This window comes from Escherichia sp. TW14182, from assembly GCF_000208525.1.
Lineage (GTDB): Bacteria > Pseudomonadota > Gammaproteobacteria > Enterobacterales > Enterobacteriaceae > Escherichia > Escherichia ruysiae.
In genome coordinates, this window is record NZ_AEJZ01000006.1 from 1 (window position 1) to 15,450 (window position 15,450).

Annotated in this window: 13 protein-coding genes and 1 other RNA gene; 10 read left to right on the top strand and 4 right to left on the bottom strand. The window is 48.7% G+C overall.

Annotated elements, in window-relative coordinates; genetic code table 11:
- Positions 1 to 2 precede the first annotated feature (2 nt).
- The 3 genes from EQY_RS0100660 to ydiJ all read right to left on the bottom strand — a co-directional run bounded on the left by EQY_RS0100660 (position 3) and on the right by ydiJ (position 3,751).
- Positions 3 to 188: a YdiH family protein gene (locus EQY_RS0100660; RefSeq protein ID WP_024212349.1), complete on the bottom strand. Its 186-nt coding sequence runs from the start codon at positions 186 to 188 to the stop codon at positions 3 to 5.
- 99 nt (positions 189 to 287) lie between these two features.
- Positions 288 to 698 (bottom strand): 1,4-dihydroxy-2-naphthoyl-CoA hydrolase, encoded by a 411-nt coding sequence (gene menI / locus EQY_RS0100665; protein ID WP_000637977.1) that lies wholly within the window; start codon positions 696 to 698, stop codon positions 288 to 290.
- Positions 695 to 3,751, bottom strand: coding sequence for a D-2-hydroxyglutarate dehydrogenase YdiJ (ydiJ, locus tag EQY_RS0100670; RefSeq protein ID WP_000613016.1), 3,057 nt, complete (start codon positions 3,749 to 3,751; stop codon positions 695 to 697). Before ydiJ ends, menI begins: the two co-directional genes overlap by 4 nt.
- 388 nt (positions 3,752 to 4,139) lie before the next feature.
- On the opposite strand from ydiJ, the gene ydiK reads away from it, so the two are divergent.
- The 9 genes from ydiK to EQY_RS0100710 all read left to right on the top strand — a co-directional run bounded on the left by ydiK (position 4,140) and on the right by EQY_RS0100710 (position 13,406).
- Complete coding sequence (ydiK, locus tag EQY_RS0100675) at positions 4,140 to 5,252, top strand: AI-2E family transporter YdiK (protein ID WP_000248653.1); 1,113 nt, start codon at positions 4,140 to 4,142, stop codon at positions 5,250 to 5,252.
- 186 nt (positions 5,253 to 5,438) lie between these two features.
- An RNA gene (rprA, locus tag EQY_RS24055) (antisense sRNA RprA) lies at positions 5,439 to 5,546 on the top strand.
- A 135-nt stretch (positions 5,547 to 5,681) separates the two neighbouring features.
- Positions 5,682 to 6,038, top strand: coding sequence for a YdiL family protein (locus tag EQY_RS0100680; protein ID WP_000995296.1), 357 nt, complete (start codon positions 5,682 to 5,684; stop codon positions 6,036 to 6,038).
- A 99-nt stretch (positions 6,039 to 6,137) separates the two neighbouring features.
- Positions 6,138 to 7,352, top strand: a complete 1,215-nt coding sequence (locus EQY_RS0100685) for an MFS transporter (RefSeq protein WP_000795535.1) — start codon at positions 6,138 to 6,140, stop codon at positions 7,350 to 7,352.
- A gap of 226 nt (positions 7,353 to 7,578) precedes the next feature.
- Positions 7,579 to 8,820, top strand: coding sequence for an MFS transporter (locus tag EQY_RS0100690; RefSeq protein ID WP_000081190.1), 1,242 nt, complete (start codon positions 7,579 to 7,581; stop codon positions 8,818 to 8,820).
- 24 nt (positions 8,821 to 8,844) lie between these two features.
- Positions 8,845 to 9,711: a quinate/shikimate dehydrogenase gene (gene ydiB, locus EQY_RS0100695; protein WP_000383452.1), complete on the top strand. Its 867-nt coding sequence runs from the start codon at positions 8,845 to 8,847 to the stop codon at positions 9,709 to 9,711.
- A gap of 30 nt (positions 9,712 to 9,741) precedes the next feature.
- Positions 9,742 to 10,500, top strand: a complete 759-nt coding sequence (aroD, locus tag EQY_RS0100700) for a type I 3-dehydroquinate dehydratase (RefSeq protein WP_000860207.1) — start codon at positions 9,742 to 9,744, stop codon at positions 10,498 to 10,500.
- Between the two features lie 145 nt (positions 10,501 to 10,645).
- Positions 10,646 to 12,241 carry an acyl CoA:acetate/3-ketoacid CoA transferase gene (locus tag EQY_RS0100705; protein ID WP_000805716.1) on the top strand — a complete coding sequence of 532 codons (1,596 nt, stop codon included), beginning with the start codon at positions 10,646 to 10,648 and terminating at the stop codon, positions 12,239 to 12,241.
- Positions 12,242 to 12,254: 13 nt separating this feature from the next.
- Positions 12,255 to 13,406: an acyl-CoA dehydrogenase gene (locus tag EQY_RS0100710; RefSeq protein ID WP_000347836.1), complete on the top strand. Its 1,152-nt coding sequence runs from the start codon at positions 12,255 to 12,257 to the stop codon at positions 13,404 to 13,406.
- A 42-nt stretch (positions 13,407 to 13,448) separates the two neighbouring features.
- On the opposite strand, the gene EQY_RS0100715 is transcribed toward EQY_RS0100710, so the two are convergent.
- Complete coding sequence (locus EQY_RS0100715; RefSeq protein ID WP_000284825.1) at positions 13,449 to 14,360, bottom strand: helix-turn-helix domain-containing protein; 912 nt, start codon at positions 14,358 to 14,360, stop codon at positions 13,449 to 13,451.
- A 315-nt stretch (positions 14,361 to 14,675) separates the two neighbouring features.
- Here EQY_RS0100715 and EQY_RS0100725 point away from each other — a divergent pair, with 315 nt between their 5' ends.
- On the top strand, positions 14,676 to 15,440 hold the full coding sequence (locus EQY_RS0100725) for an electron transfer flavoprotein (protein ID WP_000692164.1): 765 nt from the start codon (positions 14,676 to 14,678) through the stop codon (positions 15,438 to 15,440).
- Positions 15,441 to 15,450 lie beyond the last annotated feature (10 nt).

Genomic DNA, 15,450 nt, shown 5'->3' on the forward strand with positions numbered 1-15,450 from the left:
CACTAAATCAGTAAGTTGGCAGCATCACCGATTTCTTCTTTTAATTCAGCAGAAGAGAGAGTAAGCAGATCAGCGAATTCAAGTTCTAGTTGTTTCAGACGTTTGAGATATTGGGCAGGTGAAAGATTGCTCTGGTCACGGCGTAAAAATTCAATGGCCAGTTGGGTGGGATCAAGTTGAGTAGACATAGCATCCTCGCTTTTAGACAAGACCTGCACAGTATACCACCGTTTACTGTGCAGATAATAACCAAAGGCAATATGCGTCACACTTTTCTGGTGACAACGTCACAAAATAGCGGTCGTCAATCGTGACGAACAGCACAAACGCTCTTTCTCATCGAATATTTCAATCTGCCAGACCTGATGACGTGAACCAAGATGCAGCGGCTTGCAAACGCCGCGAACTCGCCCTTCTCGCGCTGATCGAACATGGTTAGCATTGATTTCCAGACCAACGACTTTTTGCTCACCTTCGGTACATAAATAACCGGCAACGGAGCCAATACTTTCGGCCAGCACCACGGACGCACCGCCATGCAGCAGCCCGAAAGGTTGCTTTGTCCGCGAATCTACCGGCATTGTCGCTTCCAGAGTGTCATCACCAATATGTTCAAAGCGAATATCCAGCAATCCCACCATGTTTCCATCACCCATGGCATTCAGTGCTTCCAGGGTGATTTTACGTTTCCATATCATTTAATAATCTCCAGTAATGCCTGCACAGGATGGCGTACCCCCGTACCTTCAACCCGTTTTACCTGACTACGGCAGGAATATCCGGTCGCCAGACAGCGATTTCGCGGCAGACGCTGCATCGCCTGATGCCAGGATAACTCATAGATCCCAAGCGAGTTTTTATGATTTTTCGCTTCATGTCCGTAAGTCCCCGCCATACCGCAGCAACCCACACTGACATTTTCCAGCTTCGCGCCAAAACGGGCAAATATCGCGGCCCATTGTGCTGGCGCGCCCGGCAAGGCGGTGACTTCGGTACAGTGACCAAAGAAATACCACGGTTCACCGCTGACCGCAGCCACTGGCTGTGACTCAAGTACGCTTGCCAGCCATTCATTCGCCAGCAGAACGTTAAACTCGCCGCGTTCCTCGCCGAGAGTGAGTTTGTATTCGTCGCGATAACAAAGTACCAGCGCCGGATCGACACCCACCATTGGCATTCCCAGCTTCGCCATACGGTTGAGGAAATCCGCCGTCTTTTTCGCCGTCTTCGCAAAACGATTGAGGAACCCTTTGATGTGCTGGGCTTTACCATTCGGCGAGAATGGCAGTAACACAGGCTGGAAACCTAATTTTTCGACCAGACGCACAAAATCCGCCACCACTTGCGCATCGTAATAGCTGGTGAAAGGGTCTTGCACCACCAACACCGTGCGCGCTTTCTGCTCAACATTGAGAGCTTCAAGCTGTTCCAGCGTCATGTTTGCCGAGCGATGCCCCACCATTTGTTGTTGCAGCGACGGCACCGAAAGCAGCGGCAAGTCGACCATGCCGATATGTTTTTTCGACAGTTTGCGAACCAGAGGCTGGTTAATGAAGAAGTTAAAGGTCTTTGGCGCTCGCGCCATCAGCGGCGCATAACTTTCGACCGTCGCCACAAGATGGTCGCGCAGCGGGCGTAAATAACGGGTGTGATAGAGTTGCAGGAAACGAGAGCGGAACTCTGGCACATCTATTTTGATAGGGCACTGGGTCGAACAGGCTTTACAGGCCAGACAGCCTGACATCGCCTCTTTCACTTCGTGGGAGAAGTCATATTCGCCTTTATTTGCGTGCCAGCTATTGCGCGTGCGGGCAATTAACGTCCGCAAACTGGCTCGCGATTCCGGCAGTTCTTGTTCCAGTTTTAGAGGATCAACACCACGGTCAGCCAGCAAACGTAGCCATTCACGCACCAGCGTTGCGCGCCCTTTCGGTGAATGAATCCGGTTCTGGGTGATCTTCATCGACGGGCACATGGGGCTGCGGGCATCAAAGTTGAAGCATAAACCGTTGCCGTTACACTCCATCGCACCGCGCCACTGCTGGCGTACCGCGATGGGGATCTGCCGATCAAATGTACCGCGCTTTACCGCGTCCACTTTCATCATCGGCGCGTCGAGACCTTCTGGCGGGCAAATCTTTCCTGGGTTGAGTCGGTTATGCGGGTCAAATGCCGCTTTCACTTTGCGCAGTTCTGCAAAAAGTTCCTTACCGAAAAACGCCGGGCTGTATTCGGCGCGAAAACCTTTGCCGTGCTCGCCCCACAACAAACCACCGTATTTCGCAGTCAGCGCCACCACGTCATCAGAAATTTGCTTCATCAACATCTCTTGTTGCGGATCGCACATATCCAGCGCCGGACGAACGTGCAAAACCCCCGCATCGACGTGACCAAACATACCGTAGCTTAAGCCGTGACTGTCGAGCAGCGCGCGAAATTCAGCAATATAATCCGCCAGGTGTTCTGGCGGCACGCAGGTATCTTCGGCAAACGGAATTGGCTTAGCGGCGCCTTTAGCATTGCCAAGCAGGCCAACAGCTTTTTTGCGCATCGCATAGATACGTTCAACACCCGCCAGCTCGCGGCACACCTGCCAGCCAATGACACCTGCTTGCTGACTAGCGATAAGTTCGTCCAGCCGCGTACAGAGTGCATTTACCCGCTCGTCAATCAGCGCCTCATCATCACCAGCAAATTCCACAATGTTCAGTCCGAGCATCTCTTTGTCAGGCACATCGGTAATCAACTCACTGACGGAATGCCAGACGATATCTTCCCGCGCAAGGTTCAGCACTTTAGAATCCACCGTCTCAACTGAAAGCGCGCGCGCCTCAACCATAAACGGCGCGTTACGCAGCGCGGAGTCAAAAGAGTCATATTTGACGTTCACCAGACGGCGCACTTTCGGCAAGCGAGTAATATCCAGTCGCGCTTCGGTAATAAAGGCCAGCGTCCCTTCTGAACCCGTCAGAATGCGCGTCAGGTCGAACTCGGTCATCTCATCGTTAAAGACATGACGCAGATCGTAACCGGTAAGAAAGCGGTTAAGTTTGGGAAATTTGTCGATGATTAACTGCCGTTGCTGACGGCAGCGTTGATAAACCGTTTTATAGATACGCCCGATAGCTGTATTGGTTTTGCCCAGCGTTTCCGCCAGCTCGACGGGTAAAGGTTGCGTATCGAGAATATCGCCCCCCAACAACACTGCCCGCACGCCGAGCACGTGATCTGACGTTTTGCCATAGACCAGCGAGCCCTGACCGGAAGCATCGGTATTGATCATCCCGCCGAGCGTTGCCCGGTTGCTGGTCGAAAGTTCTGGTGCAAAAAAGTAGCCGAACGGTTTCAGGTACTGGTTAAGCTGATCTTTAATAACCCCCGCTTCAACGCGCACCCAGCCCTCTTCAGGGTTAATTTCGATGATGCGGTTCATATGACGGGACATATCAACAATAATCCCCTGGTTGAGCGCCTGACCGTTAGTGCCGGTGCCGCCACCGCGCGGGGTGAAGATCAACGATGAATAGCGTTCCTGCGCAGCCAGACGGGCGATTAATGCCACATCTGCGGTCGAACGCGGAAATACCACTGCGTCGGGGAGAAGTTGGTAAATACTGTTGTCGGTCGACATTGTCAGACGATCGGCATAACTTGTCGCCGTATCGCCGGTAAAACCCTGTTGCTCCAGCTCTTGCAAAAAATTAAGCACCAGTTGAACGACGCCGGGTGCCTGGGAAATCTGTGGAATCATTATATTGACCCTTTCCTGCGGTCTGTGATGTAGGTCGATACACAGTTCTTTCAGGCTGCTGCAATAGCGCACTGAAAGGTGATGTATGTTTACTCTATGGATTTCGAGTTGCGGGAAGGCGGCAAGCGAGTGAACGCCAGGAACTTACAAAAGTAAGTGACTAGGGTGAACGAACGTAGCCGCAGCACATGCAACTTGAAATACGACGAGTAAACCGTTTGCGTGTTGCCTGAATTGTTGTACCACATTTTTTTCTTACACGCCCATCAGAATTAAGGGCAGAATCGGCCTGTTAAAAACCGCTGAAATTGCTCATCATTATGCAGGTGAGTTTCGCGTGTTCACGTCGCGTCGACGATTTGACGCACAAAAAAGGTGAAAAGTAGTTATGGTAAATGTTCGTCAGCCCAGGGATGTCGCACAAATTCTGCTTTCGGTGCTGTTTTTAGCAATCATGATTGTGGCATGTCTGTGGATTGTTCAACCCTTCGTTCTCGGCTTTGCGTGGGCTGGTACGGTGGTTATCGCTACCTGGCCGGTATTGTTACGCTTGCAAAAGATCATGTTTGGTCGCCGTTCGCTCGCCGTTCTGGTGATGACGCTGTTATTAGTGATGGTGTTTATCATCCCTATCGCCTTATTGGTTAACAGTATCGTCGATGGCAGTGGGCCGTTGATTAAAGCCATTTCCAGCGGCGACATGACGTTACCCGATCTGGCGTGGCTTAATACCATTCCGGTGATTGGTGCGAAGCTGTATGCAGGCTGGCACAATTTGCTGGATATGGGGGGTACGGCGATCATGGCGAAAGTCCGTCCTTATATTGGCACCACCACCACCTGGTTTGTTGGGCAGGCAGCGCATATCGGGCGCTTTATGGTGCATTGTGCATTAATGCTTCTCTTCAGCGCCCTGCTGTACTGGCGCGGTGAACAGGTAGCGCAAGGCATTCGCCATTTTGCCACTCGTCTGGCAGGCGCTCGCGGTGATGCCGCAGTCCTGCTGGCGGCGCAGGCTATCCGTGCGGTGGCGCTGGGCGTGGTGGTAACAGCGTTGGTGCAGGCGGTACTTGGCGGTATCGGTCTGACGGTATCCGGCGTTCCTTACGCAACGCTGCTGACGGTGTTAATGATCCTCTCCTGCCTTGTCCAGCTTGGCCCGCTGCCGGTGTTGATTCCGGCGATTATCTGGCTCTACTGGACCGGTGATACCACCTGGGGCACGGTATTGCTGGTGTGGAGTGGTGTGGTTGGCACACTGGATAACGTGATTCGCCCGATGTTAATTCGCATGGGCGCCGATTTACCGCTGATCCTGATCCTCTCCGGGGTTATCGGTGGTTTGATTGCCTTCGGGATGATTGGTCTGTTTATTGGTCCGGTTCTGTTAGCCGTTTCCTGGCGTCTGTTTGCTGCGTGGGTGGAAGAAGTCCCGCCACCGACTGACCAGCCGGAAGAAATTCTCGAAGAACTGGGCGAAATTGAAAAGCCGAATAAGTAACTCTCTCATCAGGCGGCTCTGCCGCCTGATTGTTAACCATCGCTAATTGATATTTCATTTCTCAACCTCGTATTTCCCTGCTTACCTCCATTCAGCTGGTAGTACCTGTCGCAAATTCTTTACGGTTTTTAAACTAATGAGACGAATCTGATCGACGCAAAAAGTCCGTATGCCTACTATTAGCTCACGGTTATAAATCAACATATTGATTTATAAGCATGGAAATCCCCTGAGTGAAACAACGAATTGCTGTGTGTAGTCTTTGCCCATCTCCCACGATGGGCTTTTTTTTAACATTTTTCCGTTTCCTTACCTCGCCATTCATTCTTTCCAATAATGTTGCACAAGATACTGTGACTCTCTTCAAGCCGTTAGCAGGCTGATAATGTTATTTATATTTTATTCTATTTTTTGATGCAGCCATTACCTATGAACGCTTATGAACTCCAGGCACTACGCCATATTTTTGCCATGACTGTTGATGAATGCGCGACCTGGATTGCCCAGACAGGTGACAGCGAAAGCTGGCGGCGGTGGGAAAATGGCAAAAGCGCCATTCCTGATAGTGTCGTTGAAAAATTGCTGGCTATGCGTCAGCAAAGAAAAAAACACCTTCACGCCATCATAGAGAAAATAAATAACCGCATCGGCAATAACACCATGCGTTTTTTCCCTGACTTAACCGCGTTTCAACGTGTCTACCCTGACGGCAATTTTATTGACTGGAAGATTTATCAATCGGTAGCCGCTGAATTATATGCGCACGATCTTGAACGCCTTTGTTGATATTTTAACGGGAATCAACAGTCATCATTACAAAAATAATGAACGGATATTGACGCAATATCGCCACATTTTTTAAAGCACAGTTGCTAAGTGGATCTTATGAAAAATCCCTATTTCCCTACCGCGCTGGGGTTGTATTTCAATTACCTGGTGCATGGTATGGGCGTCATTTTGATGACCCTGAATATGGCCTCGCTGGAGACGCTTTGGCATACCAATGCGGCAGGTGTCTCGATTGTTATCTCATCATTAGGCATTGGTCGACTAAGCGTCCTGTTTCTTTCTGGCTTATTATCCGATAGATTCGGTCGCCGACCGTTTATCATTCTCGGTATGTGCTGCTATATCGTCTTCTTTTTTGGCATCCTGCACACCAATAACATCATTATCGCTTATGTTTTTGGCTTTCTGGCCGGAATGGCAAACAGTTTTCTCGATGCAGGTACTTATCCCAGCCTGATGGAAGCCTTTCCTCATTCACCGGGTACAGCCAATATTTTAATTAAAGCGTTTGTTTCCTGCGGACAATTTTTATTGCCGTTAATCATTAGTTTATTGGTATGGGCCGAACTGTGGTTTGGTTGGTCTTTTATGATTGCCGCAGGCATTATGATTATTAACGGTCTGTTTTTATACCGCAGTACCTTTCCACCGCATCCGGGTCGTCGCTTACCGGCAGTAAATAAAACAACCACTTCTGCGGGGCATCGCTGCTCAATAATCGATTTAGCCAGTTATACCTTATATGGCTATATATCAATGGCAACGTTTTATCTGGTCAGCCAGTGGCTGGCACAATACGGACAATTTGTCGCTGGCATGTCATACACAATGTCGATCAAATTACTCAGCATCTACACCGTGGGATCGCTGCTTTGCGTATTTATTAGTGCACCGCTCATTCGTAAAGCGATTCACCCGACAACATTGTTGATGCTGTACACGTTTATCTCATTTATTGCCCTGCTCACCGTTTGCCTGTATCCCATATTTTATGTGGTAATAACATTCGCTTTCGTTATTGGTTTTACCTCCGCTGGAGGCGTTGTACAAATTGGCCTGACGTTAATGGCTGAACGTTTTCCCTACGCTAAAGGTAAAGCAACCGGGATTTATTACAGTGCGGGAAGTATTGCGACCTTTACCATTCCGTTGATTACGGCTCATCTATCACAAAGAAGTATTGCCGATATTATGTGGTTCGATACTGGCATCGCTGCCGTCGGTTTTTTACTGGCGCTGTTTATTGGCTTACGCAGCCACAAGGAAACACAACATCCATCGCTAAAAGAAAATGTCGCCACGGGCGGGTAATGCAATATTATTTTCAGGACATGCAAGATCTTACGGATAAATTAATCTTTCTGCGCTAATTAAGGGAAATCACGATCTAAAACAAACTATTACATGCAATATTCCTGGAAACATAAACTTTATGCCATGTATCTGGGGGAAATCATCTTCAGTATAGTGATTATGAAAACCGTCGAAGAACAATACGTACGGTAACAAAATTATCTTTCAGCAAGGAGCTGTGAAAATGTCTCAAAATAAGGCTTTCAGCACGCCATTTATCCTGGCGGTTCTTTGTATATACTTCAGCTATTTCCTGCACGGCATTAGTGTTATTACACTTGCACAGAACATGTCATCTCTGGCAGAAAAATTTTCAACGGACAACGCGGGTATTGCTTATTTAATTTCCGGTATTGGCCTGGGTCGCCTGATCAGTATTTTATTCTTCGGTGTAATCTCCGACAAATTTGGTCGGCGCGCAGTCATATTAATGGCAGTAATAATGTATCTACTGTTCTTCTTTGGTATTCCCGCTTGCCCGAATTTAACGCTCGCTTACTGTCTGGCAGTGTGCGTAGGTATCGCTAACTCGGCGCTGGATACCGGTGGTTACCCGGCGTTGATGGAATGCTTTCCGAAAGCCTCCGGGTCGGCGGTAATACTGGTTAAAGCAATGGTGTCATTCGGGCAAATGTTCTATCCAATGCTGGTGAGTTATATGCTGCTGAATAACATCTGGTACGGCTATGGGCTGATTATTCCTGGCATCCTGTTTGTACTGATCACGCTGATGCTGTTGAAAAGCAAATTCCCCAGCCAGTTGGTGGACGCCAGCGTTGCCAATGAATTGCCGATAATGAACAGTAAACCGTTAGTCTGGCTGGAAGGTGTTTCGTCGGTACTGTTCGGTGTTGCCGCATTCTCGACCTTTTATGTGATTGTGGTGTGGATGCCCAAATATGCAATGGCATTTGCCGGTATGTCGGAAGCCGAAGCATTAAAAACCATCTCTTATTACAGTATGGGTTCGCTGGTCTGTGTCTTTATATTTGCCGCGTTACTGAAAAAAATAGTACGCCCCATCTGGGCTAACGTATTTAACTCTGCACTGGCAACGGTAACCGCCGCCATTATCTACTTGTATCCTTCCCCATTGGTGTGTAATGTCGGAGCCTTTGTTATCGGTTTCTCAGCGGCTGGCGGCATTTTACAACTCGGTGTTTCGGTCATGTCAGAGTTTTTCCCCAAAAGCAAGGCCAAAGTCACCAGTATTTATATGATGATGGGCGGTCTGGCAAACTTTATTATTCCACTGATTACCGGTTATCTGTCAAATATCGGCCTGCAATATATCATCGTTCTCGATTTTACTTTCGCGCTGCTGGCCCTGATTACCGCAATTATTGTTTTTATCCGCTATTACCGCGTATTCATTATTCCCAAAAATGATATCCGGTTAGGCGAACGTTATTTTAAACACAATTAAGTACAGAGGTTAAAGGAGTGAATTATGGATGTTACCGCAAAATACGAATTGATTGGGTTGATGGCCTATCCTATCCGCCACAGTTTATCGCCTGAAATGCAGAATAAAGCCTTAGAAAAAGCGGGATTGCCATTTACCTATATGGCCTTTGAAGTGGATAACGATAGCTTTGCCGGAGCAATTGAAGGATTAAAAGCCCTCAAAATGCGCGGCACCGGTGTGTCGATGCCGAACAAACAACTGGCGTGTGAATATGTTGATGAATTAACGCCTGCGGCGAAACTGGTGGGCGCCATCAATACCATCGTTAATGATAACGGCTACCTGCGTGGTTATAACACCGACGGCACAGGCCATATTCGCGCCATAAAAGAGAGCGGTTTTGATATCAAAGGAAAAACGATGGTGCTGTTAGGTGCCGGTGGCGCCTCAACGGCGATTGGCGCGCAGGGTGCGATTGAAGGGTTAAAAGAAATTAAACTCTTTAACCGTCGGGATGAGTTTTTCGATAAAGCCCTCGCCTTCGCGCAACGGGTCAACGAAAACACCGATTGCTTCGTCACAGTGACGGATCTCGCCGATCAGCAGGCCTTTGCCGAGGCGCTGGCTTCTGCCGACATTTTAACCAACGGCACTAAAGTGGGTATGAACCCCCTTGAAAATGAATCATTGGTTAATGATATCAGTCTGTTACATCCAGAACTTCTGGTCACCGAATGCGTATATAACCCGCATATGACGAAGTTATTGCAGCAGGCGCAACAAGCAGGTTGCAAAACGATTGATGGATACGGCATGTTGTTGTGGCAAGGGGCTGAACAGTTCACGTTATGGACTGGCAAAGATTTCCCTCTGGAATACGTTAAACAGGTCATGGGGTTCGGCGCCTGAGAGGCTGACCGCGTGCAGAAAGGGTAAGAAATGAAAACCGTAACTGTAAAAGATCTCGTCATTGGCACGGGTGCACCAAAAATCATCGTCTCGCTGATGGCGAAAGATATCGCCAGCGTGAAATCTGAAGCTCTTGTCTATCGTGAAGCGGACTTTGATATTCTGGAATGGCGCGTGGATCACTTTGCCGACCTCACCTGTGTGGAGTCGGTCATGGCGGCAGCAAAAATTCTCCGTGAGACCATGCCAGAAAAACCGCTGCTGTTTACCTTCCGCAGTGCCAAAGAAGGCGGCGAGCAGGCGATTTCCACCGAGGCTTATATTGCACTCAATCGTGCAGCCATCGACAGCGGCCTGGTTGATATGATCGATCTGGAGTTATTTACCGGCGATGATCAGGTTAAAGAAACCGTCGCCTACGCCCACGCGCATGATGTGAAAGTTGTCATGTCCAACCATGACTTCCATAAAACGCCGGAAGCCGAAGAAATCATTGCCCGTCTGCGCAAAATGCAGTCCTTCGACGCCGATATTCCTAAGATTGCGCTGATGCCGCAAAGTACCAGCGATGTGCTGACGTTGCTTGCCGCGACCCTGGAGATGCAGGAGCAGTATGCCGATCGTCCAATCATTACCATGTCGATGGCAAAAACTGGCGTAATTTCCCGTCTGGCGGGTGAAGTTTTCGGTTCGGCGGCAACCTTTGGCGCAGTAAAAAAAGCCTCTGCCCCTGGACAAATATCGGTGAATGATTTGCGCACAGTATTAACTATTTTGCATCAGGCATAATCAATAACATTCCGGCGGGAACACCCTCACCCGCCGAAATAAAAATAAGTGTTTTAAGAGTATTTAGTAATAATATTCCGTGAGTATCTGCGCGCTATTTTTCTGGCTGGCGCAGGGAAACTCACACCTGAATCAGGAAAAAATAATGAAACCTGTAAAACCACCTCGTATTAATGGACGGGTGCCGGTCCTGTCGGCACAGGAAGCGGTGAGTTATATTCCCGATGAAGCGACGCTTTGTGTATTAGGTGCAGGCGGAGGTATTCTGGAAGCCACCACATTAATTACCGCTCTTGCTGATAAATATAAGCAGACCCAGACACCGCGTAATTTATCAATTATTAGTCCTACGGGGCTTGGCGATCGCGCCGACCGTGGTATTAGTCCGCTGGCGCAAGAAGGTCTGGTGAAATGGGCATTATGCGGACACTGGGGACAATCGCCGCGTATTTCTGACCTTGCAGAACAAAATAAAATTGTTGCCTATAACTATCCACAAGGTGTACTCACCCAAACATTGCGCGCCGCCGCTGCCCACCAGCCGGGAATTATTAGCGATATTGGTATCGGTACATTTGTTGACCCTCGCCAACAAGGCGGAAAACTGAATGAAGTGACCAAAGAAGAGCTGATTAAACTGGTCGAGTTTGATAACAAAGAATATCTCTATTACAAAGCGATTGCGCCAGATATCGCCTTCATTCGCGCTACCACCTGCGACAGTGAAGGCTACGCCACTTTTGAAGATGAGGTGATGTATCTCGACGCATTGGTTATTGCCCAGGCGGTGCACAATAACGGCGGTATTGTGATGATGCAGGTGCAGAAAATGGTTAAGAAAGCCACGCTGCATCCTAAATCTGTCCGTATTCCGGGTTATCTGGTGGATATTGTAGTGGTCGATCCGGATCAAACCCAACTGTATGGCGGTGCGCCGGTTAACCGCTTTATTTCTGGTGACTTCACCCTTGATGACAGCACCAAACTTAGTCTGCCCCTAAACCAACGTAAATTAGTTGCGCGGCGTGCATTATTCGAAATGCGCAAAGGCGCGGTGGGAAATGTCGGTGTCGGTATTGCCGACGGCATTGGCCTGGTCGCCCGTGAAGAAGGATGTGCTGATGACTTTATTCTGACGGTGGAAACGGGTCCGATTGGCGGTATTACCTCGCAAGGTATCGCCTTTGGCGCAAATGTTAATACCCGCGCCATTCTGGATATGACGTCCCAGTTCGATTTTTATCACGGCGGTGGTCTGGATGTTTGTTATTTGAGTTTTGCCGAAGTCGACCAGCACGGCAACGTCGGCGTACATAAATTCAATGGCAAAATCATGGGCACTGGTGGGTTTATTGATATCAGCGCCACCTCGAAGAAAATCATTTTCTGCGGCACATTAACCGCAGGCAGCTTAAAAACAGAAATTGCCAACGGCAAATTAAATATTATCCAGGAAGGACGGGTGAAGAAATTTATCCGTGAACTACCGGAAATCACGTTCAGCGGAAAAATCGCTCTCGAACGGGGACTGGATGTTCGTTATATCACCGAACGTGCCGTCTTCACGCTGAAAGAAGACGGTCTGCATTTAATCGAAATCGCCCCTGGTGTCGATTTGAAAAAAGATATTCTCGACAAAATGGATTTCACCCCAGTTATTTCACCAGAACTCAAACTGATGGATGAGAGATTATTTATCGATGCGGCGATGGGTTTTGTCCTGCCTGAAGCGGCTCATTAACAGGAGTATAATGATGGATTTTTCTTTAACTGAAGAACAAGAACTGCTGCTGGCCAGTATTCGCGAACTGATTACGACTAACTTTCCGGAAGAGTATTTCCGCACCTGCGATCAAAACGGTACATATCCGCGTGAGTTTATGCGGGCGCTGGCGGATAACGGTATTTCCATGCTTGGCGTGCCGGAAGAATTTGGTGGTATCCCTGCGGATTACGTCACCCAAATGCTGGCGCTGATGGAAGTGTCAAAATGCGGTGCTCCGGCGTTTTTGATTACCAACGGTCAGTGTATTCACAGTATGCGCCGCTTCGGTTCTGCGGAGCAGCTACGCAAAACGGCAGAAAGCACACTGGAAACGGGTGATCCCGCCTATGCCCTGGCGTTGACGGAGCCAGGCGCAGGCTCAGACAACAACAGTGCCACTACCACTTACACGCGTAAAAATGGCAAGGTTTATATCAACGGACAGAAAACCTTTATTACCGGTGCGAAAGAGTACCCGTATATGCTGGTGCTGGCGCGCGATCCAGAACCGAAAGATCCGAAAAAGGCCTTCACCCTGTGGTGGGTCGACTCCAGTAAGCCCGGCATTAAGATTAACCCGCTGCATAAAATCGGCTGGCATATGCTCAGCACCTGCGAAGTCTATCTCGACAACGTGGAAGTTGAAGAGAGCGACATGGTGGGCGAAGAAGGAATGGGGTTCCTCAATGTGATGTACAACTTTGAGATGGAACGCCTGATCAACGCCGCGCGCAGCACCGGCTTTGCCGAGTGTGCCTTTGAAGATGCCGCCCGCTATGCCAACCAGCGTATCGCTTTTGGTAAGCCGATTGGGCATAACCAGATGATCCAGGAGAAACTGGCGCTGATGGCGATTAAGATCGACAACATGCGCAATATGGTGCTGAAAGTGGCATGGCAAGCTGACCAGCATCAGTCATTGCGCACCAGCGCGGCGCTGGCAAAATTGTACTGCGCACGTACCGCGATGGAAGTCATTGATGATGCGATTCAAATCATGGGTGGTCTGGGCTATACCGATGAGGCGCGCGTCTCCCGCTTCTGGCGCGATGTTCGCTGTGAACGTATCGGCGGCGGTACAGACGAAATTATGATTTACGTTGCAGGTCGGCAGATTCTGAAAGATTACCAGAATAAATAATCTCCAGGCGGCGCAGCTTCTTACAAAACTGCGCCGCCTGATTTATCCGGCAAGACTTACGGGTTGAGAAAATTCAGATAAGATTTCTTGTTCCGCAAAACAGTTTTTAAATTGCCTGCGGTAATCGCTGGGTGAACAGCCGACATGGCGCAAAAACAGTTTGGCAAAGTGATCGACATTTTCATAACCCACACGCCAGGAGATCTCTGCCTGTGATAATTCAGTATTGGTGAGTGACCATTTCGCTTCCGTCATACGCCGTTGAATAACATAGTTAATAGGGGAAATGCGATACTCTTTGGTAAATTCATGGCAAATATAACTGACGCTGGCACGAAATTTTTTCGATAACTGTTCTAAAGTGATTTTTTCGCGATAATTATTATTCAGATAGAAAAGAATATCTTTAATCAGCACATCTTTTTTAATATACCCTTGCTCCGAACGATACGCATTTTTAAAATTTTCGTAGTAGAGAATTGCTAATGTATAGGCAAAAGCGTCCCATAATGAAGATGTCTGATTATTTTTACTTTGCGGCAAAATAACGCTTAGCTCATTAAATAAGGTTTTAATGACCTCTTTTCCCTGCCCTGCGGCAATTACCGGGCAAGAATGCGGTTGCAGAAGCTGGTTTTCCTCTGCCCCCTGAAACTGAAAGCCATACAGTGCACAGGTACAGGTCGTAGCAGGATCGTTGACATCAGAAGCCACCGCATGAAGTCTGCCGCGTTCTATCACCACAATGTCATCGGCATGGGCTACATACAACGAGGAGTCAATGGTAAACCTTGCCACGCCTTTCTTGACATAAATCAGCTCAGTTTCATTGTCATGAACGTGATGTCCAGACTCCCATTTTGGATCATCGCTAAATGCAAAACGTGAAAGCCGTGGCGTTTTTCCAGCGACAAACAGCGTTTCGCTGACATTATCAAAACAGCGTTGATACATGACAACCTCCCTATTCCATGAGCAAGCAAAAGCAATATATGCCGGATAAAATACGGCGTGTATTACGGTTATACAACCGCGTTTAGCGAGAGCTAAACAAGATTATTTATACCGAATGCAAGATTGTACGGTCACGGCATAACAATATTGCCGCTCACTGCACTTTTGTTTTAGCGATCGCATTTTTTTTGCAAGATTGTTGGCAAGGAAAACAGCTTGCTCCGTCGAAAACGCCTTCCTGCTATCGCACACTATTTTCAGGCCATTTTTACCTTCCATCGGAGATGGTTCCGTATGCGACCCACAGGAGAAATCATGAAAATAATAACCTGCTTTAAGCTGGTGCCTGAAGAACAGGACATTGTTGTCACTCCCGAATACACCCTTAATTTCGACAATGCCGACGCCAAAATCAGCCAGTTCGATCTCAATGCCATTGAAGCTGCAAGCCAGCTTGCAACAGATGACGATGAGATAGCCGCGCTGACCGTTGGCGGTTCGTTATTGCAGAACTCGAAGGTGCGCAAAGACGTGTTATCACGCGGGCCACACAGCCTGTATATGGTGCAGGATGCCCAACTTGAACACGCGCTGCCCGTCGATACCGCAAAGGCGCTGGCAACCGCAGCAGAAAAAATCGGCTTTGATTTACTGATCTTTGGCGAAGGTTCCGGCGATCTCTATGCCCAGCAGGTTGGTCTGCTGGTAGGGGAAATCTTGCAACTTCCGGTGATTAATGCAGTGAGTGCCATTGCGCGTCAGGGCGATACATTGGTGGTTGAACGCACACTCGAAGAGGAAGTTGAAGTTATTGAACTCTCGCTTCCCGCCGTACTTTGCGTCACGTCTGATATCAACGTTCCACGTATCCCCTCCATGAAAGCCATTCTCGGTGCAGGCAAAAAACCGGTGAACCAGTGGCAGGCGAGTGACATCGGCTGGAGCCAGACCACGCCACTTGCTGAATTGACCGGCATTCGCGTACCGCCGCAAACAGAACGTAAACACATCATTCTCGATAACGATTCGCCGGAAGCGATTGCCGAGCTGGCGGAACACCTGAAGAAAGCCCTGAACTAAAGCCAACGGA